At 45.0% G+C, this 20633-nt stretch carries 19 protein-coding genes and 1 pseudogene; 7 read left to right on the top strand and 13 right to left on the bottom strand.

Annotation, left to right across the window (positions count from 1 at the left end):
- Positions 1–209, bottom strand: a pseudogene (locus CAG57_RS04810) ([citrate (pro-3S)-lyase] ligase); the annotation flags it as partial.
- Between the two features lie 273 nt (positions 210–482).
- Between CAG57_RS04810 and citS the strand changes: the two are divergent.
- From citS to CAG57_RS04780, 6 genes are all read left to right on the top strand, one after another.
- Positions 483–1826 carry a citrate/sodium symporter CitS gene (gene citS, locus CAG57_RS04805; RefSeq protein WP_161434007.1) on the top strand — a complete coding sequence of 448 codons (1344 nt, stop codon included), beginning with the start codon at positions 483–485 and terminating at the stop codon, positions 1824–1826.
- 64 nt (positions 1827–1890) lie between these two features.
- Positions 1891–2127, top strand: coding sequence for an OadG family protein (locus tag CAG57_RS04800; protein ID WP_161427041.1), 237 nt, complete (start codon positions 1891–1893; stop codon positions 2125–2127).
- 14 nt (positions 2128–2141) lie between these two features.
- Positions 2142–3929 carry a sodium-extruding oxaloacetate decarboxylase subunit alpha gene (gene oadA, locus CAG57_RS04795; RefSeq protein WP_161427042.1) on the top strand — a complete coding sequence of 596 codons (1788 nt, stop codon included), beginning with the start codon at positions 2142–2144 and terminating at the stop codon, positions 3927–3929.
- A 13-nt stretch (positions 3930–3942) separates the two neighbouring features.
- Positions 3943–5244: a sodium ion-translocating decarboxylase subunit beta gene (locus CAG57_RS04790; RefSeq protein WP_099611293.1), complete on the top strand. Its 1302-nt coding sequence runs from the start codon at positions 3943–3945 to the stop codon at positions 5242–5244.
- Positions 5245–5356: 112 nt separating this feature from the next.
- Entirely contained in the window at positions 5357–7012 is a 1656-nt protein-coding gene (locus CAG57_RS04785; protein ID WP_161433660.1) for an ATP-binding protein, read from the top strand.
- Entirely contained in the window at positions 6999–7679 is a 681-nt protein-coding gene (locus tag CAG57_RS04780; RefSeq protein WP_099611295.1) for a response regulator, read from the top strand. The genes CAG57_RS04785 and CAG57_RS04780 overlap by 14 nt, the downstream gene beginning before the upstream one ends.
- Positions 7680–7751: 72 nt before the next feature.
- Here the strand turns inward: CAG57_RS04780 and CAG57_RS04775 are convergent, their stop codons facing one another.
- Positions 7752–8027 (bottom strand): hypothetical protein, encoded by a 276-nt coding sequence (locus CAG57_RS04775; protein WP_237666059.1) that lies wholly within the window; start codon positions 8025–8027, stop codon positions 7752–7754.
- A 328-nt stretch (positions 8028–8355) separates the two neighbouring features.
- Between CAG57_RS04775 and selD the strand changes: the two genes are divergently transcribed.
- Complete coding sequence (gene selD / locus CAG57_RS04770) at positions 8356–9396, top strand: selenide, water dikinase SelD (RefSeq protein ID WP_337247018.1); 1041 nt, start codon at positions 8356–8358, stop codon at positions 9394–9396.
- 134 nt (positions 9397–9530) lie between these two features.
- On the opposite strand, the gene CAG57_RS04765 is transcribed toward selD, so the two are convergent.
- The 11 genes from CAG57_RS04765 to CAG57_RS04715 form a co-directional block, all read right to left on the bottom strand.
- On the bottom strand, positions 9531–10781 hold the full coding sequence (locus CAG57_RS04765; protein WP_099611296.1) for a rhodanese-like domain-containing protein: 1251 nt from the start codon (positions 10779–10781) through the stop codon (positions 9531–9533).
- A 66-nt stretch (positions 10782–10847) separates the two neighbouring features.
- Positions 10848–11213, bottom strand: coding sequence for a DsrE/DsrF/TusD sulfur relay family protein (locus tag CAG57_RS04760; protein WP_161426914.1), 366 nt, complete (start codon positions 11211–11213; stop codon positions 10848–10850).
- 27 nt (positions 11214–11240) lie between these two features.
- Complete coding sequence (gene hypB / locus CAG57_RS04755) at positions 11241–12317, bottom strand: hydrogenase nickel incorporation protein HypB (RefSeq protein WP_161426913.1); 1077 nt, start codon at positions 12315–12317, stop codon at positions 11241–11243.
- 1 nt (position 12318) lies between these two features.
- Complete coding sequence (hypA, locus tag CAG57_RS04750) at positions 12319–12660, bottom strand: hydrogenase maturation nickel metallochaperone HypA (protein ID WP_099611299.1); 342 nt, start codon at positions 12658–12660, stop codon at positions 12319–12321.
- Positions 12661–12668: 8 nt separating this feature from the next.
- A complete protein-coding gene (gene hypE, locus CAG57_RS04745) occupies positions 12669–13661 on the bottom strand; it encodes a hydrogenase expression/formation protein HypE (RefSeq protein WP_099611350.1) in 993 nt (330 codons plus the stop codon).
- A 1-nt stretch (position 13662) separates the two neighbouring features.
- A complete protein-coding gene (gene hypD / locus CAG57_RS04740; RefSeq protein ID WP_161426912.1) occupies positions 13663–14817 on the bottom strand; it encodes a hydrogenase formation protein HypD in 1155 nt (384 codons plus the stop codon).
- Complete coding sequence (locus CAG57_RS04735) at positions 14814–15071, bottom strand: HypC/HybG/HupF family hydrogenase formation chaperone (protein ID WP_099611300.1); 258 nt, start codon at positions 15069–15071, stop codon at positions 14814–14816. The genes hypD and CAG57_RS04735 overlap by 4 nt, the downstream gene beginning before the upstream one ends.
- 78 nt (positions 15072–15149) lie before the next feature.
- Entirely contained in the window at positions 15150–17438 is a 2289-nt protein-coding gene (hypF, locus tag CAG57_RS04730; protein WP_161426911.1) for a carbamoyltransferase HypF, read from the bottom strand.
- Positions 17439–17450: 12 nt separating this feature from the next.
- Entirely contained in the window at positions 17451–18032 is a 582-nt protein-coding gene (locus CAG57_RS04725; RefSeq protein ID WP_161426910.1) for a HupE/UreJ family protein, read from the bottom strand.
- Between the two features lie 138 nt (positions 18033–18170).
- Complete coding sequence (gene fdhD, locus CAG57_RS04720) at positions 18171–19016, bottom strand: formate dehydrogenase accessory sulfurtransferase FdhD (RefSeq protein ID WP_161426916.1); 846 nt, start codon at positions 19014–19016, stop codon at positions 18171–18173.
- A 54-nt stretch (positions 19017–19070) separates the two neighbouring features.
- The coding region (locus CAG57_RS04715; protein WP_161439498.1) for a sigma 54-interacting transcriptional regulator at positions 19071–20633 on the bottom strand (1563 nt) is incomplete at its 5' end.

Below are 20633 nucleotides of genomic sequence, written 5' to 3'. Positions count from 1 at the left end.
CCATGCAACACAGGGTCGATTGCTATTGACTTCAGTATGTTACCGGCCAGCCCTCCACAAGCAATAATTTGATCTTGAGATTTCGCGACCACAAATCGTTCAACATCAGCGTCAACACCTAAACCGTAACCAGCAAGAAATTCGGTAATAGCACCAAACTTGTCATATTGATTTCGGCTAACTCGACTAAATGAATACGTATCAATCATTGCTCTACCCTCTTTTGCTACCCCCTCATCATGCGTGACTTAAACGTGAAAAATAATGATCAATATCGATTATTTTCTTCGACTAAAAGTCATTTATGATTTTAATGAATTTAATCACTCAACTCACTGTAATTAAAAAGAAAACTAATTAAAAACTTTAAATTCATAAGTGTAGATATACTCTACAGTTTAAAATGATCACTCTCACAGTTAGTTCAACATTTGAAATATAAATTACTCGATGTTAAATCAACACGGAATGGAATAATAATGATGAACGAAAAAACGATTTCAATACCAGAAACAAAAAGTCTAGGATTGGATGCCCTATCTCAATTCCGAATATTTGGATTACCTCTTCCATTATATGCTTTTATGTTTGCAGTAACTTTAATTGCCCATATAACAGACACCATACCCAATAACATTGTTGGCGGATTTGGTTTTATGTTTGTTATTGGTGCTCTTTTTGGCGAATTAGGTAAACGATTACCAATATTCAATAAATATATTGGTGGTGCACCTGTTATGATCTTCCTAGTCGCCGCTTGGTTTGTTCATGCAGGGTTGCTGACTCAGAATGAAATTAATACCGTTACCGCCGTTATGAAAAAAACAGATTTCTTAGATTTATTTATTGCAGTTTTAATTACAGGCTCAATCCTAGCTGTCAATCGAAAGCTACTACTTAAATCGTTAGTCGGTTATATCCCAACCATCCTCGCGGCTGTCGCTGGAGCCTCTATCTTAGGTATTTTAGGTGGCATGGTATTTGGTATTTCTATTGAGAAAATCATGATGCTTTACGTATTACCGATTATGGGTGGTGGCAATGGCGCTGGCGCTATTCCTTTATCTGAAATATATGAATCTGTCACAGGAGGTTCCAAAGAGCAATATTACTCCGTCGCCATTGCAATCCTCACCATCGCAAACATTGTAGCCATCATTGCTGCTGCAGTGCTCAATAGCATTGGCGAGAAAGTCCCAGCACTGACAGGTAATGGTGAACTATTACGAAAATCAACCTTTGATGTTGAAGAACAAAAAACGCCCAAAATAACGCCACGAGAAATCGCAATAGGTCTAATGATGGCAGCATGCATTTATACCTTTGCATCAGCTCTCTCTAAACAAATTCTGCCAGGTTTTGGCGATGTCAAAATCCATACCTTTGCTTACATGGTTATTATTGTAGCGATTGTTAACGGCTGTGGCATTTGCTCTGAAGAGATTAAAGAAGGTGCAAAACGTCTATCCGCATTCTTTTCCAAACAACTGTTGTGGTTACTTATGGTCGGTGTTGGTATCGCTTATACCGATCTTGGAGAAATTATCAATGCGCTAACTTTTATAAACCTCATCATAGCGACCCTAATTGTATTCGGAGCCATCATCGGTGCATCCATTGGTGGATGGTTTATGGGATTTTATCCTATCGAATCCTCAATCACCGCTGGACTATGTATGGCTAACCGTGGCGGATCTGGCGATTTAGAAGTATTAGCTGCATCTAATCGAATGAGTTTGCTTTCTTATGCCCAAATTTCTTCTCGTCTTGGTGGCGGTGTAGTGTTGGTCATCGCTAGTGTTGTCTTCGGTATGCTAGGCAGTTAACCCCTCTCTATTTATCAAAGAGTAAAGCCGTCACTTTGCTCTTTTTCTCTATTGGAAGATTCTTATGAATGGTTATTTATTCACAGAAGGCGTCAACCTCATGACTTTAGGAATGGGGTTTGTTTTTACTTTTCTTGTTTTCTTAGTTTTTACTGTAAAGGGAATGTCTTACTTTTTGGAGCGTATTCATCCCACCTCAACGTTGGCCAAGAAAACACATAAAAAACAACAAAAACAAGATGAAAATCAGCTAATTGCGGTTCTCTCTGCCGCTGTTCACCACCATCAACAAAACTCGTAATAAGAGGAAAACGAATGTCTAAGTTAACTCAACGCATTGGTATTACTGATGTTGTACTACGTGACGCCCACCAATCATTATTTGCGACCCGATTACGTATTGAAGATATGCTCCCCATTGCAGCAGAATTGGATAATATCGGCTATTGGTCACTGGAATGCTGGGGAGGAGCTACCTTTGATAGCTGTATTCGTTTTCTTGGTGAAGATCCATGGGAAAGACTGCGTAAGCTAAAAAAAGCAATGCCCAAAACACCTCTTCAGATGTTGTTAAGAGGTCAAAATTTACTAGGTTATCGCCATTACGCCGATGATGTAGTCGATATGTTTATCGAACGCTCTGTCATGAATGGGATGGATGTTTTTCGAGTTTTCGATGCAATGAATGACTGCCGAAATATGCAACAAGCAATCTCAGCGGTCAAAAAACAAGGTGCACATGCACAAGGGACACTGTGCTATACCACCAGTCCTGTCCATAACCTACAAACTTGGGTTGATACTGCACAGCAATTGAGTGAACTAGGTGTTGATTCTATCGCCATCAAAGATATGGCCGGTATATTAACACCAACTATAGCAAGTGAATTGATAGCAACACTAAAAAAACAAGTAGATGTAGATCTTCATTTACACTGTCATTCGACTGCGGGTATGGCAGAGATGACTTTGATGAAAGCAATTGAAGCAGGCGTTGATCGAGTAGACACAGCCATTTCTTCCATGAGCGGAACATATGGTCATCCAGCAACAGAGTCTTTAGTGGCAGTATTACAAGGGACTAAATATGATACGGGATTAGACATTTCAGCCTTAGAATCCGTCGCTGCTTATTTTAGAGACGTTCGGAAAAAATACATCGATTTCGAAGGCCAATTAAAAGGTTCCGATTCGAGAATTCTTGTCGCTCAAGTTCCCGGCGGGATGTTAACTAATATGGAAAGTCAGCTTAAACAACAAAATGCAGAAGATAAGCTCGATGAGGTACTTCAAGAGATCCCTAAAGTAAGAAAAGAACTTGGCTATCTGCCTCTTGTGACTCCTACCTCTCAAATTGTCGGTACTCAATCGGTTATCAATGTTCTCATGGGAGAACGTTACAAAAACATCACGAAAGAAACAGCCGGTATTTTACGTGGAGAATATGGCCTAACGCCTGCGCCCGTCGATCCTGATCTACAGCACCGAGTATTGAAAGACTCGAAACCGATTACCTGTCGTCCAGCGGATAAAATTGAACCTGAAATAAAAACATTGATTAATAAAATTACTGAGCAAGCAAAATCGAAAAACATTGTCCTTGCTGAACAGAGTATCGAGGATGTATTGACCATCGCACTCTTCCCACAAGTTGGCTGGAAATTCTTGGAAAATCGCAATAATCCTAATGCATTTGAGCCCACACCAATGCCCCATAACGCCATAGTAGAGAAACAGTCCATGACCTCAACCCCTAAAAATGAAAATGACATTTATACCATTACCGTTAACAACCAAAGCTATGTCGTTCAAGTCAATACAGGAGGAAACATAGAGTCACTATCAACAACACAAACCATAGTGCCTAAATCCGACTTAAGTCATGAGGATTCCGAGTCCATAAACGCGCCTTTAGCTGGCAATATTTGGAAGATCCATGTCAAGCCTGGAGATTCCGTAGAAAAAGGCGATGTCCTACTTATTTTAGAAGCCATGAAAATGGAAACTGAAATCAGAGCATTTCGAGCAGGTCGCATCCTGAATATCAAGGTATCAGAAGGCGATGCAGTTAATGTTGGCGAACCTTTGCTTCAATTAGCATAATGAGATATTAACTATGGAAAATGCTTTAAACCTCATTAACGACTTTGGCTTGTTTCATCTTGAGTGGGGACAAGCTGTGATGATTTTAATCGGCTTGTTCTTGTTATATCTAGCGATTAAGAAACAATTTGAGCCTTTACTTCTAGTTCCTATCGGATTTGGTGGTATTCTTGCCAACCTACCTGATGCAGGGTTAGCGCTTTCTGCCGTTGATAATGCACTTTACGCAGCAAAGCCAGAAGTCATGTCTGCCTTTGGGTCGATGTTAAATATAACAACTCATTCTGCCACTGAAATTAAAATCGCGTTATCGAACGCTACCCCTACTCAATTAGCAAATATTCATTTGCTTGCTCAAGAATACCAATATTCAGATGGTATGCTGTACTTGTTTTATAGCATTGCTATTGCTTCAGGCGCTGGGCCATTAGTGATTTTTATGGGCGTCGGAGCCATGACAGATTTTGGCCCACTGCTTGCCAATCCTAAAACTCTTCTATTGGGTGCTGCAGCCCAATTTGGCATTTTTGCAACCGTTCTTGGTGCATTAGGCTTGAGCGCTATCGGTGTCATGGATTTTAGTGTTGCACAAGCTGCAGCCGTGGGCATTATTGGTGGTGCCGATGGGCCAACAGCGATTTATGTATCAAGTTTACTGGCACCTGAGTTGCTAGGGGCTATTGCTGTTGCCGCCTATTCATATATGGCGTTGGTGCCTTTGATTCAACCACCTATAATGCGAGCGCTGACCACAGAATCTGAACGCCAAATCACCATGCAACAACTAAGAAGTGTCGGAAAGTTAGAAAAAATAAGCTTTCCTCTGCTGCTGCTTATTTTAATCGCCATGTTGCTACCTTCAGCAACACCACTCTTAGGGATGTTTTGTTTTGGTAATCTTATGCGTGAATGCGGGGTTGTTGAGCGACTATCAGCAACAGCACAAAATGCTCTTATTAATGTAGTCACGATTTTTTTAGGGCTTTCTGTTGGTTCAAAACTGGTCGCCGATAAATTCCTACAACCACAAACAATTGGCATCCTCGCCCTTGGTATTATCGCTTTCTGTATTGGTACTATCGCTGGCATCTTAATGGCAAAATTGATGAACCGTTTCAGTAATGAAAAAGTAAACCCATTAATTGGTTCCGCTGGCGTATCAGCCGTACCGATGGCTGCAAGAGTGTCAAATAAAGTTGGTCTAGAAGCAAATAATCAGAACTTTTTATTGATGCATGCAATGGGACCAAACGTGGCTGGCGTCATTGGTTCAGCGGTGGCAGCAGGAGTGATGATTAAATATGTGATCGGATAAACACTTATATAAAAAATGAGACCTGAATTTATCTATTCACTAGATCTCGATCAGGTCTCTTGTTCATTTCATTTGATAATTTATCCTTTAACGAACAAGAAGTTAATAGCCCATGCCAGATCCGAAATTCCACCATTATCTCTGCCGTAATCTCTCATTTAGACAACGGGTCTGGTTATTACTTTTCATCGTCGTTTCTTTCCAGCTCCTTCTAATTGCTGGTTATTTTCACTACATTGTTTCAGACACCTTAAGACACCAAGTCAGTACACGAGCGGTGATTCAAGCACGTGAAATAGCCAGTGATCCGCAACTCATCCAAGCCATCTTGCTACACGATACCGAGCGCGTTCAAAAACAAATCAAACGCCTTCAAGGGATTTCAGATGCCAATTTTATTGTAGTTGGTGACCAAAATGGCATTCGTCTCGCCCATCCAGACAAATCTAATATAGGCTATCCAATGCAAGGAGGTGATAACAGGCGCGCATTACAAGAAGGTTTACACTACTACTCTATCAGGAAAGGGAGTTTAGGATTTGCCATCCGGGGGAAATCGCCAGTCGTTTCACCTACAGGCGAAATTATTGGCGTCGTCTCTGTAGGGTACTTATTAGATACCGTTAGCAACTGGCTACGTCTTTACTCTACCCCCTTTTTCTTTGCTTTATTTATTATTTTAATGTGTTCATCATTAGGGGCTTGGTTATTTTCTCGACATATAAAAAGCCAGATGTATGGCATGGAACCTGAAGATATAGCCCTTTCGTTACGAGTTCAAAATTCAGTCTTTGAAGCTGTTTATGAAGGAATTATCGCCGTTGACAAACAAGGACGAATTCTATCGGCAAATCAGCGAGGTCTTAAAATTCTCGGCATCGCACGTAATTTATCCTATTTACAAGGCCGAATGATCAATGAATACGTCACCCCTGCTGATTTTTTCTTAGGCGTAAAGATGGATGATTTTTCAAAAATGAGCCAAAGAAAGCATGAGGTTATTACTTGTAATGGAGAAACGCTGGTTGCCACACGAGTCAATATCTTGGAAGAAAATAAGCACTCCGGCTGGGTCGTCAGTTTCCGACCGCGCAATGACCTCAGCACCTTAACGTCTCAACTCACACAGGTGCAACAACAAACTGACAATTTGCGGGTGTTAAGTCACGAATATGCGAATAAACTATCAACCATAAGTGGGTTAATCCAAATCGGTGCTTATGAAGAAGCATTAAAAACAATAAGACAAGAAACGGAAACACACCAACAACTGATTGACTTCATTTCATCTACGTTTAATTCCAAAGTGATAGCGGGGTTATTACTCGGAAAATACAGTCGAGCAAAAGAACTTGGCCTTGAATTACATTTCGACCCCTATTGCCGATTAAGTCACTCTCCAACAAGGCTTACCGATGATGAATTAGCCGCTATTATCGGCAACTTATTAGATAATGCCTATGAAGCAACCCTTAAAAACGCTCATAGTAACCGCTGTATCTCTATTTTAATTTCTGATGCTAACGCCGCTGAATTGGTAGTGGAAGTCGCAGACAATGGTACAGGAATACCCAAAGAGATCAGAGATTCCTTATTTATTAAGGGGAGTACAAGTAAAACACAGCCAGGCCATGGCATTGGCTTGTATTTAGTTCATCAGTTAGTAAATCATGTTGGTGGAACAATATTAATCGACAATGCCGAACCAGCAGGGACTATATTTTCTTTATTTATTCCTAACGAGAGCTTAGAAAATGGAAATTTATGACGTTTTGATCGTAGAAGATGAAGCTAACATCGCTGATTTTCATTCTTACTATCTTCAGCAGACGCAACGATTCAGACCCATTGGAATTGCGAAAAATATCGCTGAAGCAAAAAAAATGATTCAGTTACTTAAGCCAAAACTTGTTTTGCTCGATAACTATTTGCCTGATGGAAAAGGCATTGATTTATTAAAAGACATCACCGCCACAAAGCATTCTCCTGATGTCATATTCATCACCGCCGCTAATGATATGGAAACCGTCAGAGAGGGGGTAAGATGTGGCGCTTTTGACTACTTATTAAAACCTATATCCTATGATCGTCTCACCGATTCTTTACAACGCTACCTGAAATATACCAGCTCATTAAAAGCCAATGACAACATTAACCAACGTCATGTTGATGAATTGTTTAACTTTCAATCTAAATCATCACAGATGCACACTTTGCCCAAAGGCATTGATGAACTCACTCTTGATAAAGTCATCCGTGCATTTGATGAGACAACCATCATTTATACGGCTGAATTGCTAGGAAATACCGTCGGAATAAGTAAAACAACCGCAAGACGCTATCTTGAATTTTTAGTTGCTCAAGGCTTTTTATTCGCTGAGATTCAACATGGTAAAGTCGGCCGTCCTGAGAGGGTTTATCAAAAAAAGAAATAATATCAGGTAGAGCGCTTTGGAACCCTACCATCCAAAGCGCTCCCTAAACGTCGCGATAATTCACAACGCTAATTACAGCGTTAAATCTACAGGAACAATTTCTGTGCTTTCTGATACCTCCAAGCGTTCTATATTCTCACTATGTGCTTTACATAACGGAATGACGAACACTTTATCGATTTCTCCAGCTATTGTTACCAACACGCCATGTTCTTGGTGTGCAATACAATTCACTTCCGAACAGTAACCTTGCCTAGAAGTACTAAAATGTCGCCAATATGCTAGCCATTCAAGCTTTGCTTTTTCAGTGATCAACTCATCAGATACATTGCTTACTATCATACCCATACCATTTCGTTAGTAGACAGAAGCATTACAACGAATTTTAAACGGCAAAAATCTCTGCATGTTCAAAGAAAAATAGGGATTTAATGTAAATTTTAGTTTCTATGATTTTTATTCGTTTTTTACATCAGAGTACATTCGGCTTTGCATCCTTTTCAACTCACACGACAATTAAGCATGCTTAACTAGGTCAACTCTGCAGTGACTATTTTCAAATTGATATTCGTATCATCGCTGAGTCATGATGTAGATCAGCGAGTTGAGTCACCATTCATATATTATTTTAAAAATTCAAAATTTGTTTAGTAACCAAATATGAGCGTTAATTATGATTGAAGATTCGATTCGCTTGACTGAATACAGCCACGGTGCGGGCTGCGGCTGTAAAATATCGCCTGAAGTTCTTGCCACCATCCTTGCCTCACAGCAACCTCATTTTATCGACCCTAACCTGCTCGTTGGCAACCAAAGCTGTGACGATGCCGCAGTCTACCAACTCAATGATGAAGTCGGCATCATCAGCACTACAGACTTCTTCATGCCTATCGTGGACGACCCGTTTACCTTCGGACGTATTGCAGCAACCAACGCCATTAGTGATATTTATGCCATGGGCGGTACACCCATTATGGCTATTGCGATCCTTGGCTGGCCAATTAATACCCTGTCGGCTGACGTGGCGCAGCAAGTGGTTGATGGCGGGCGTAAAGCGTGTGCCGATGCGGGAATCTGCTTAGCAGGCGGTCACAGCATCGACTCGCCAGAACCGATTTTTGGGTTGGCCGTGACCGGTCAAGTGGCGCTAGATCGCATTCAACGTAACGATACAGCGAAAGAAAGTGACCTCATTTATCTTACCAAACCACTGGGTATTGGCATTCTGACAACCGCGCAGAAACAAAAGAAAATTGCACAAGGTGACACCGACATTGCAGTCAATGCCATGTGTCAACTGAACAAGATCGGTGAACAGATCGCGAAAATTGACAGTGTGCACGCCATGACGGACGTAACTGGCTTTGGTTTTGCCGGACACTTGCTTGAAATGTGCCGCGGTGCCAACTTAAACGCCACCATTCATACCCAACAATTACCATTATTGCCAAAAGTGGATAAGTACCTGCAACAAGGTTGCGTACCGGGTGGCACACACCGCAACTTTGCGAGTTATGGCGACAGTTTGCCCAAAATGACCGCGCAACAAAAAAATATTGTGTGCGATCCACAAACCAGCGGTGGCCTGATGATTGCTATCGATCCACAGCACGCTGAGCAATTGGAAACACTGCTGGCTGAAAACAACCTTGCTCTGTTTAAAGTTGGTCAATTCTCAGCGCATAACAATGAGGCGTGCCGCATTCAATTTCTCTAATTACCGCGTCAAAATAAACGAAGCGCCGACTTAATGAAATTCATTTCCATCAAGCCGGCGCGCTATTTTCTTCTATTTCAACTTCGATCACTCACGTGGCAACAATAGGTGTGATTCACTGCAAAAGTTAAGCTTTATTTCCCCGCCCATTGATACCAACCGCCGTCATAAACGCTGATATTTTCCCACCCCATCACATAAGCATCAAAAAACACTTCCGAAGCTCGCCAGCCCGTCCCACAGAAAAACGACACTTGTTGCTGAGGTTCGATGTTGGATTCATGCCAGAATTGTGTGATTTCGTCGGCGCTGCGCATGGTTTGATCTGGGTTACGAAAATCTTCCAGATGGAACGCATCGCTGCCCGCATGGCCCCATTTCGCACCCGGAATATGACCTTTGGACTGGATGTAATCATAGCCGCTGGTTTCGCCATTAAATTCGGCCAAGGTACGAATACTCACCAGTGATTGTTGGTCTTGTGGCAGCGTCAACAAGGCTTTCGCTTCTGGCAGATCAAGAATGTAGTTTGGATTAGCAGGAATGGTTTTACCAAATGAACGAGACATCGATACGTCCGGTGACATCATAGCTGTTTTGTAGCCACCAGCTTCCCACGACTGCCAACCACCGTTGAGTAAACGTACATCTTGCACCCCTGCATACATCAAAATGTTTGCAAGGCGCGCTGCTGCCATATTTTCGCGGCCGTACAAAATCACGGTGCTGTCGTACTCAATACCGAGGCTATTAACCAGAACTTCTAGCTGTTGGTTAGACACACGGTTCCACCAAGGTTTTGATTCGATATCGTTGGTATTGACATACTGAGCACCCGGAATGTGCGCCCAAAGGTATTTGGTTGCAGGCCCCCACGCCACTTCCAGCAGTGTGTAATTTTTGCTTGGCGCGTGTTGCACTTTTTTGCCTTGGATCACATCATTAACCCACCATGCTGGCACTAAGTTTTGATAACGAGGTAGCGCCACCAACTCACCTTGATATTGCGCCAACGGCTGATCAATCACCTCGACAGATTGAAAACCCTGTTTCACCAGTGCTGTTTTCAACTGGGTCGCACGGTCAACGGCGCAATAAAGAAAAGTGTGATGCTCTTTAATCAGCGACTTATTATCAATGAGCTGCTTCAGTTCATCGGCTGACATCATGTCCACCCAATGTGCATCAAAGTTCACCGCACCTGGAATGTGACCGCCAGCGGTTTGCCCCCTCTCTGGCCAGCCGTTATAAAAGTTACTATCGCGACAATCGACAATTTGCACATCATAAAGTTGGCTCTCCAAGACGTCGGAAAAAGTCGCTGAAGAAGCCATGTAGCTGAGACTGCAACCACAGAAAAAAAGGAATGCTTGACGTAAACGCATGATCTAACCTTTGAACTCACGTTGATTTGAATCCAGATGATGGACGGTGTTGCCCATCATTCAGAACTACATGGTGATGACTTTATCGGCCCACAGCACCCACTCGCTGAGATCAGCCATGGTACCGATTGCCACATCATCAATCAGTTGTTGTGTTGACACACCACGAGCTGCAATACAAGTTTTGCACAACCGAACACTAACATTTTGCGCCAATAGCACCTCTAACATTTGACCAATGTTAAAGCTGAAATCGGGCGTACTCTGTCCTTTCAGCGCGCCAAATACGCTGTCTGACATCAAAAACAGTTTCAGGTTGACGCTTTGGTCATCTTGCTCTTTAAGCGTCATAGCCAAACGCAGCGCATTAAACAGCGCTTCCGAGCCATACGGACTACCAGACAACGTCATCACAATATTTTGAGATTGCATTACTTCCACCTTTGTAAAGAATAAACATCAAGCATTTGCCACGGAACAGGTCACTGCCGTGCGTTGTTCAGTCAGCCAACTTAACCAAGTGTCGAAACCTTCGCCCGTAGTCGCCGATAACTCAATCACTTGAATCTTTGGATTCACTTTCTTGGCATTATGGGTGCAATTCACGACATCAAAATTCACATAAGGCAGCAAATCAATTTTGTTAATGATCATCAACTCTGACTCAGCAAACATATTGGGATATTTGAGTGGCTTATCTTCACCTTCGGTGACCGACAAAATTGCCACTTTGCAGCGTTCGCCCAGATCAAAACTGGCTGGGCAAACCAAGTTTCCTACGTTTTCGATGAACAATACCCCGGCTTGATCAAACGCCAATTGGTGGTATGCATGGTGAATCATGTCCGCATCTAAATGACAGCCTTTACCGGTATTGACTTGCAGCGCAGGCACTTGCGTGGCACGAATACGATCAGCATCGTTACTGGTCTGTTGATCCCCTTCAATCACCGCACAGGGCAAGCTCTCTTTCAGGCGGTTTAACGTTTCAACCAATAAGGTCGTTTTGCCTGAACCTGGGCTTGATACAAGGTTAAGCACCAACTGACCGGCAGCAATGAAATGAGCCCGGTTGTGTTCCGCCACTTCATTATTTTTACCCAGAATATCTTGTTCCAACGTCAGCAATTGACGCTGAGAAACTCCGGCCACGTGCACTTGCGCTTCGCCACGGCCAAAATGCATATCGCCATTTGCCTGTGTATCAGCCTGATGGTGTTGCGCTGAATCTGGGTGATGTTGGTGATGGCTAGCCTCTGAATGGTTATGGCTATGGCTATGCTGATGATGATCTTGTTGATAATGCTGAGCTTGTGCCGCCGAGTTCGACACGTCATCATGAAAATGAACGTGATGATGAACATCGCCTTGGTGGTAGTAATGGTGGTGAATCGCCATCGGTTGTTGATTGTGATGAGCGTGATGCTCGCCGTAGTCATGGCCATGAGCGTGCTCATGTGAATGTCCATGAGAATGGGAATGTTCATGATGATCGTGCTCAACTTGGCTATCACCGCAGCCACAAACAGTACACATATTATTCAACCTCGATATTTTTAATTTGTAGTTCCTCGCCTTGCTGCACAGTCAATTGGTAACTGTGACACTGCGGGCAACTGTCTTGATAATTTTGAATGGTAAACGAGTAATGACATCCTTGGCACACAGCAATTGCTGGCAAGGTTTCGATCACCACTTCGGCGTCTTGGGCGATCGTTTCTCGGCTGGCCATTTCCAGCCCGGTTCGCAACGCTTCTGACTCAATGCATGACAACACCCCCACGCTAAGCGTGATTTTGGTGACCTTACGGTAACGGTGCTTTTGAGCTTGCTCAACAACCAAATCGATGGTTTTCAAGCTAATGGAAAGTTCATGCATGACGCTTCTCAACAAATTCGTGGCAGTAACTCGCCCGCCGGAAAATCAAGGTAACGACGACTTCCCCACGGGTTTTGTAAAATAGGACGAGCCGGCGTTCCAGTTTGCACGGTGCCAATACACGCAGCACTGCTGTGATGTTGGCGCAGCACTGCCAGAGCTTTGTCTTTATCTTTGGCTGACACGGCCAGCACAAAGGTACCTTCATTGGCCAAATCGTAAGGTTCAAACCCAAACAGTTCGCACAATCCGCGTACCGCGTCGGTCACGGGCACACTTTGCTCATCAATCATTAACTGCACTTGACTGGTTTGGCACCATTCGTTTAACACCGCAGATAAACCACCGCGAGTAGCATCGCGCATGGCGTGAATCTCTATATCGGCCTGTAAAAGTGCTTCAACCGCAGGCCACAACAAATCGCAATCACTTTCGATTTGCGTCTCTAACGCCATCGATTCACGCTGGGCCAGTACACATGCGCCGTGACAACCAATATCACGTGACACCAAAATGCTGTCGCCCGGTTTCAGGTTATGTGCTGACACACCCTCGCTCAGGATCGAACCAATACCGGTGGTATTGATAAACACTTTATCGACACTGCCTTTGGGCACCACTTTGGTATCACCACACACAATCTGCGCACCAATACGACTGAGCTCTTTGGCCATGGTGTCAACAATTTCGGTCAGCTCACTCAGCGCCAGCCCTTCTTCAATCATGAAACCGCAACTGAGGTAAGTCGGTTTTGCTGCCGCCATCGCTAGATCGTTACATGTGCCCGCAATCGCCAACGAACCGATATTACCGCCTGGAAAAAATAGCGGAGAAACAGTGAAACTGTCGGTCGTCATCGCAATCGGGCCGCTAATGGACAAGCTCGCAGCATCTTCGTCGCGTTTGAGAATTTCATTGCCAAAGCGAGAGAAAAATAATTGGCGAATAAACTGGCCCATTTCCTGGCCACCACCACCATGGCTAATTTGTACGTGAGTCATCTCACTCATTTTCGTTTCCTCCAGCCAAAAAAGATACCGATTCAATGGCACCATAGCGATAATAAGCATTACAAGCGCCTTCAGAGCTCACCATGCAACTGCCCATTGGGCGGGTTGGTTTGCACGCACGCCCAAACACCTTACAGTCTGGCGGAGTCGCTAAGCCGCGTAAGATATCAGCACAACGACACGCTTTATGATCATCGTGATGTTGGTGTGGCAGTTGCGCTGCAAAACGTAATTCTGCATCGCGATGCGCGTACCTATCACGCAGTTGTAATGCTGAACGTGGAATGTTACCCAGCCCCCGCCATTCAAATGTATCGCGCACGGCAAACACTTTATCGACAAATGTTTGCGCCGCCATATTCCCCTCCGATGTGACAACGCGAGAATATTGAATTTCCAGCGCCGCCTGATTGGAAACTGCTTGCTCAACCAACATCAATACTGACTCCAGAACATCGACCGGTTCAAAGCCCGCCACCAACACCGGAACATGGTATTGCTCAACAATCGGTTGATAAATATGTGACCCGGTCACCGTACTCACATGTGAAGGGCCAATGAAGGCATTCACCGGTGTGCGTTCGTCGGCCATCACGGCATTCATCGCAGGTGGTACTAACACGTGGTTGATATGAAAGTAGAGATTGTTGATCTGTTGGCGTTCAGCTAAATCAACCAACACCGCCGTCATTGGCGTGGTGGTTTCAAAACCGATTGCGAAATAGACCACCTGTTTGGTTGGGTTCTCTTTAGCGATCTTCAATACATCCATCGGATCGTAAACCGGTACCACATTCCCACCTTCAGCTCGGCATTGCGCTAGAGAAAGCCGCGAACCCGGTACACGGATCATGTCACCCAAACAAACCAGCATCACATCCGGCAATTGAGCCAACGCGATTGCGTGATCGATGCGCTCTTTTGGCATAATACACACCGGACAACCCGGGCCATGCACAAAATTGAGCGATTCAGGCAGCAGCTGTTTCAAGCCATATTTCATGATGGTGTGGGTGTGTCCACCGCACACTTCCATGATATATAACGGCTGGCTAAGCTGTGCTGCACGTTGATGAATTTTATCCGATAACGCTTTCACAACATCTGGACGTCGATAAGTTTGATAAAAATTAGTCGTACTACTCATGAAAGCAACACCGCTACGTCTTCACGCTCCATTTCAGCCAACAAAGCTTCATACGTTGCTAGGTTGGTTTCTGCTTCCTGCTGATTAATTTTACTGATAGCGAAACCCACATGAACCAGTAGATGATCGCCGACTGCAATGGGGTCACTGATCAGGTGGATACTGATCTCTTTACACACGCCCAAGGTATCCACTTTGGCTGTCATCGCATGTTCATCGACAGATAACACGCAGGAAGGAATACATAAACACATAGTGCTCTCACTTTTTGATTTCTTGATAATGAAGCCACGACGCCATGAATCGCGGTGACGTTACTTTTTTAGATTCAACTAAATGTCATATGCCAATTGATGCCAAAGCTGACCGGCGGCGATTCCAGAATCATTGACCGGAATATCGCTTCCCGTGATAAACGGGCACGCTGAATCAGGAAACATCGCTTCAATGGCATCCAGCAAACAGCGGTTTTGAAACACCCCACCACTGAGCACCAATGGTAAGTTGGCATATTGCTGCGCGATATCGACCACCGCTTGTGCCAACGCGCTAATAAAGGCGTCACTGCATACACAAGCCCAACATTTGGTCGACGCTTCGTGAGCGGTCAAGCATTGCTGCAACGCAGGTGCCCAATCGAGTCGCTGATCGCGCCAAGGTAAGGTCAGTGCAAACTGGTGATCACCGGCTTGGCGCGCAGCATTTTCCATTTGCAGTCCGCTTTCTCCTTCATAATCAGGGGTCTGCACTAACCCCAACAAACACGCCCACGCATCAAATAAGCGACCAACCGAGCTGCACAACGGTGAACGTTTGGCATTGCGCCAGAGGTGAAACAGGTTTTGAAAACGCGAAGCAGACCACGTCGCAAACGCTGATAGATTTAACCCCTGGATCTGTTCCGGCTGCATGATTTCGAGCAACAAGGCGTATAGCACACGTGCTGGTTCACGGATCGCTTGCTCCCCACCAATCAGACGAAAAGGACGAAGATGCGCAATACGCTGATAACCGAGTCGGTCCGTAATCATCACTTCCCCACCCCATACCGTACCGTCATCACCCGCGCCGGTACCATCAAAACTCACGCCAAGAACTGGGCCATTGAGTTGCGATTCCGCCATCACCGACAAAATATGCGCGTAATGGTGTTGTACGTGCAATGCTGAATCAGTTTGCTCGTTCACCCATTGAGTTGAAAAATAACCTGGATGACCATCTGACACCCAACGCTCAATCGGTGCTTGATAAAGCTTCGGGAAGTAATGAGAGGCATCGATAAAACGTTGCTGAGTATAAAGATCATTAAGATCGCCCAGATAAGGTGATAAAAACCATTGATTTCGCACCGCAAACCCAACGGTGGATTTTTGCTGCGCCCCCACAGCCAAGGTTGCCGGAACACGATTTGCGAGCGGAAAACTCAGCGGCGCATAACCGCGCGCCATACGCAACACGCGCATGCTACCGGCGGCGAGTTGTACTAAGCTGTCATCACAAGCATTGACGATTGGACGGTTGTGATCGAGCACGCTATCGAGGGAAGAACCAAACATCGTAAACACATGCTGCGCTTCAGTTGCCAATGGCAAGCCCGACAAATTAGCGCTGGTCATCACCAAGGGGGCAAAACAACCGCGCAGTTGTAACGCTTCGATCAGCAGCAAGTGCAACGGTGTATACGCCAGCATCACGCCAAGACAATGGACACCTGGTGCAACGTTGTCAGCCACGGGGGCTCTACTCTCATCGATGTGCATCGCTTTATGCATCAAAACGATAGGACTGGCTTGCGATGTCAGCGTTTGCCACTCCAATGTTTCACCTTGCACGTAATGTTTAGCTTGCGACACATCGCTTACCATAACCGCCAACGGTTTTCTGGCACGATGTTTTAAATCACGCAACCGTGCAACCGCTTGAGACGACGTGGCATCGCACACCAAATGAAATCCGCCAAGACCTTTGAGCGCAATCACACCACCGGCGATCAGTTGTTCGGCCGCGCATTCAATCGCTTGTTGTTCTTTGGCGATACATGTTTGTTGCGAGCTAAGTAGAGAGACCGATGGACCGCAGTGCGCGCAACTGACCGGTTGCGCGTGGTAACGGCGATCCATTGGGTTTTGGTATGCGCACGCACAAGCTGGACAAAGCTTGAAATTCGCCATCGAGGTTTGATGACGGTCATACGGCAAGGCTTTGATGATGGTATAGCGCGGCCCACAATTAGTGCAGTTGATAAAAGGATAATGATAAAAGCGCGAATTAGGATCAAACAGCTCCCGGCGACAATCCATACAAATGGCTTGATCGGGAGGAACACTGACGCTAATTTCATTGTCCCCACGACTGGACAAAATACAAAATTCCGTAAAACTGGTCAGCTCCAACGGACGCAATGTCATATTATCAATCCGTGCTAACGGTGGGGTTTTAAGCAATAATTCACGATAAAATGCGTCAAATAAACGCTGTTCACCTTGTGCGTCAATACGCACGCCTTGCGCATCATTACTCACCCAGCCTTTCAACTGATGCTCTGTCGCAAGACGGTACACAAAGGGACGAAAACCGACCCCTTGTACTTGCCCTTTGATTTCAATCAGACAACGTATCATCGTTTCTATCCGTTATGAAAACAGGAATGAGCCACCCAGCAGAGCGATAAATACTCCAGCCAGTTTCGTCAGCCGTTTACTGGCCGCAAAGCGCATTACCATTTCACCCAATGCGATACCGGCAATATGCAGCCCAGCAGTAGCGATAATAAAACCAGAGAAGTAGCTGATCGCTTGGCCGTTGATTGGCATTTCTGCGCCATGCGCCATACCGTGAAACACCGCGAACGCCATAATCAGTGCAATCACCATTTTTTGTGGCATGTTCGCGCCACGAAACAGCATGACACCCATCATCAACACGCTCAGTGCGATAAAGGTTTCGACACCTGGCACTACAAGGCCTGAAATGCCCATCACGCCGCCAACCACCATGAAGGCGATAAAGCTCAGGGGCATCGTCCAGCGGTTTTTACCACCAAACAGTGCCGCAAGCAGCCCCACACCAATCATGACACTCATGTGATCCAAGCCGGTTAGCGGATGCATAAAGCCACTTTCCAATCCATGGCTGCCCATGTGCCCCGGGTGAGCAAACACCATTGGTGAGAAAAGAAGGCATAGACTAACAATTGCTGTATTTTTTTTACCCATAATAAAAAGCTCTTAAAGATGAACAAGAAAATAAAAACGAAAACTCACGACTCCTCATATATACCCAAACAACTTGCAGTTGCAGACATATACTGGCAATCCAATAGCCATGAGCCTTACGACCACTTATCAACGTGATTAACCGACATCGCGTTGCGCTATCTCCTGATAACGCACACGCTCAGCGTGTGCGTAAATATTGAGTCGGCCTTCGCGACAATAGCCACATAACGTCACATTAAGACGTTCTGCCAGTTCGACAGCCATAGAGGTTGGGCCCGATAGCGCGAGCAAAATTTCAAAGCCGCACGCTGCCACTTTTTGCACCATTTCGAAACTGGCGCGGCTGGTGACCAATACAGCGCCACCCTTCAGTTGCTGGCGGCTCGCCCATCCGAGCAGTTTATCCAGCGCAATGTGGCGGCCAACATCTTCAAACAACGCTTGTACATCGCCATGCTGGTCAAGATAAGCGGCAGCGTGCGTCGTACCCGTCAGTTGATTCAAACGTTGCTGCTGCTCTAACGCCTTAAGCGAATGATCTAAATAATCAAAACAAAACTGCGCGGTGGTGGGTAATGGCATCAGGCAACGCGCGACCTGACTGAGTTGTTCCGTGCCACAGATCCCGCATCCAGTCACACCGGCCATTGAGCGGCGACGCGCTTTCAAACGGGCAACACAGCGATTGGCTAATTCAATTGACACCGTGCAACCTTGTTCGTTGTGGATCACATCAATGTCGTGAACATCACGAGGGTGTTCGATGATGCCTTCACTGAGTGAAAACCCCAGCGCAAACATTTCTAAATCTCGTGGCGTTCCCATCATGACGGTATAAGCAATACCGTTGTATTCCAGCGCAATCGGCGTTTCCTCTATCAAAATGTCATCTTGAGTCCACTGTCCTCGAGCGCATTGATATTTGGTGATGCTTCTAGTAGTCACTTCGGGATGACAGACCGTATGTTGTTCTTCGTTCATCATTGATACCTTTGTTTATTGTCTGTCGATCAAGCTACCCGCAATCAAAGCGGCTTAACGCTCAACAAGATAATCCTTACTGCTAATTTCCATTTTTTGCATACGTGACAACAAGGTTGTCCGTTTCAGTCCGAGTTTCACAGCCGCGCCTCTTGGCCCAGCGACAATGCCGTTGCTCTCTTTCAGCGCTTCAATGATCGCTTCACGAGAGATTGTTTCATCGTTATTGTGAACCGCTACTGGGCTAAATTCCTTCGCTGATACATGACCCGATACAGGTTGCCCCATGCCAACTAGCTCATGAACTGGTGCATTCAGTACTTCGCCGCGGGTTAAAATCACTGATCGTTCGATAAAGTTTTTCAACTGACGTACATTACCCGGCCATTGATATTCGGTCATACAACGCATTGATTCTTGGGTGATGGCGCGAATGTTTTTGCCCATTTTTTTCGAAATCAGGCGCGTGAAATGCTTCACCAGCAACGGAATATCTTCCGCACGATCGCGCAGCGGCGGTAATCTAATTGGGAAGATATTCATGCGGAAATATAGATCACTACGAAACTGCTTATCTTCCACCCGTGCCAGCAAATCGACGTTGGTCGCCACCACCAAACGTACATCGACGTTAATCAATTGGTTGTGACCTACGCGCTCAATTTCATGCTCTTGCAACACTCGCAGTAACTTTGGTTGCAGCGCTAGCGACAAATCGCCGATTTCATCCAAAAACAACGTACTTTGGTCTGCCAACTCAAAGCGGCCCACTCGGTTTTTGATCGCACCAGTAAATGCGCCGCGTTCATGCCCAAACAGCTCACTTTCAAACAAACCATCCGGAATCGCCGCACAGTTCATTTTGATCATCTGGCGATTACAACGGCGACTCATCTTATGAATCGCTGCTGCAATTAGTTCTTTACCGGTTCCCGTCTCCCCTTCGATCAACACCGTGCTATCGCAGCTCGCGACCATGGCGACCTGATCCAATACGTTACTCATTACTTCACTTTGGCTGATGATGTCGTCAAAGATCTGGTAATGGTCGTACGTTTCTTCGATGAGAATGTCGGTGCTTTTCGCCTGCGAGTGTGTACTGTGCTGGCTTCCACGTAAACTGTGCATACTCAGCGCTACCCGCGCCGCAATCTGTTGCATCAATGCAATATCAATCTCTTGCAATTGCGCAGCATCGCTCAACATATAAGCCACTTTCCCCACCAATTCCCGGCGGAAAATCAATGGTGCTAAAATTAAACATTCAATATCATTTTCAATATTGAAATCGGAATATTCTGCGCGTAATTGTTTGAGATCATTACCGGTGACAATGATTGTCTCTGAACAATAAATATCGAGCACGCTTCCAGAGATATCATTAAAGAAAAAACACTGCGTTTGAATATCATTCCCAATAATTCGTCCATCACGCTGAATACAACGCCCTTTATCCGTCTCAATAATGGATAATTCTTTTATTTTAAAATAAGGATGTAAACAATTGAGTAATGATGTTAATAGATTTTCTTTACTGCTCTGACTAATCACGGCATTGGTGACATCTACCAAAATATGATAATTGTCTCTTTCATTACTAATATGTCGCGTTAATGT

The organism is Vibrio sp. V30_P3S12P165, assembly GCF_009904905.1.
Lineage (GTDB): Bacteria > Pseudomonadota > Gammaproteobacteria > Enterobacterales > Vibrionaceae > Vibrio > Vibrio fujianensis.
The sequence above is the reverse complement of the archived record's forward strand: the minus strand, read 5'-3'. Positions and strand labels throughout refer to the sequence as shown.

Bases quoted from the DNA above. Each gene is read 5' to 3' on its own strand.
- citS (WP_161434007.1), top strand. From the start codon at position 483: ATGAACGAAAAAACGATTTCAATACCAGAAACAAAAAGTCTAGGATTG.
- CAG57_RS04800 (WP_161427041.1), top strand. From the start codon at position 1,891: ATGAATGGTTATTTATTCACAGAAGGCGTCAACCTCATGACTTTAGGA.
- oadA (WP_161427042.1), top strand. From the start codon at position 2,142: ATGTCTAAGTTAACTCAACGCATTGGTATTACTGATGTTGTACTACGT.
- CAG57_RS04790 (WP_099611293.1), top strand. From the start codon at position 3,943: ATGGAAAATGCTTTAAACCTCATTAACGACTTTGGCTTGTTTCATCTT.
- CAG57_RS04785 (WP_161433660.1), top strand. From the start codon at position 5,357: ATGCCAGATCCGAAATTCCACCATTATCTCTGCCGTAATCTCTCATTT.
- CAG57_RS04780 (WP_099611295.1), top strand. From the start codon at position 6,999: ATGGAAATTTATGACGTTTTGATCGTAGAAGATGAAGCTAACATCGCT.
- CAG57_RS04775 (WP_237666059.1), bottom strand. From the start codon at position 8,027: ATGGGTATGATAGTAAGCAATGTATCTGATGAGTTGATCACTGAAAAA.
- CAG57_RS04765 (WP_099611296.1), bottom strand. From the start codon at position 10,781: ATGCGTTTACGTCAAGCATTCCTTTTTTTCTGTGGTTGCAGTCTCAGC.
- CAG57_RS04760 (WP_161426914.1), bottom strand. From the start codon at position 11,213: ATGCAATCTCAAAATATTGTGATGACGTTGTCTGGTAGTCCGTATGGC.
- hypB (WP_161426913.1), bottom strand. From the start codon at position 12,317: ATGTGTACTGTTTGTGGCTGCGGTGATAGCCAAGTTGAGCACGATCAT.
- hypA (WP_099611299.1), bottom strand. From the start codon at position 12,660: ATGCATGAACTTTCCATTAGCTTGAAAACCATCGATTTGGTTGTTGAG.
- hypE (WP_099611350.1), bottom strand. From the start codon at position 13,661: ATGACTCACGTACAAATTAGCCATGGTGGTGGTGGCCAGGAAATGGGC.
- hypD (WP_161426912.1), bottom strand. From the start codon at position 14,817: ATGAGTAGTACGACTAATTTTTATCAAACTTATCGACGTCCAGATGTT.
- CAG57_RS04735 (WP_099611300.1), bottom strand. From the start codon at position 15,071: ATGTGTTTATGTATTCCTTCCTGCGTGTTATCTGTCGATGAACATGCG.
- hypF (WP_161426911.1), bottom strand. From the start codon at position 17,438: ATGATACGTTGTCTGATTGAAATCAAAGGGCAAGTACAAGGGGTCGGT.
- CAG57_RS04725 (WP_161426910.1), bottom strand. From the start codon at position 18,032: ATGGGTAAAAAAAATACAGCAATTGTTAGTCTATGCCTTCTTTTCTCA.
- fdhD (WP_161426916.1), bottom strand. From the start codon at position 19,016: ATGAACGAAGAACAACATACGGTCTGTCATCCCGAAGTGACTACTAGA.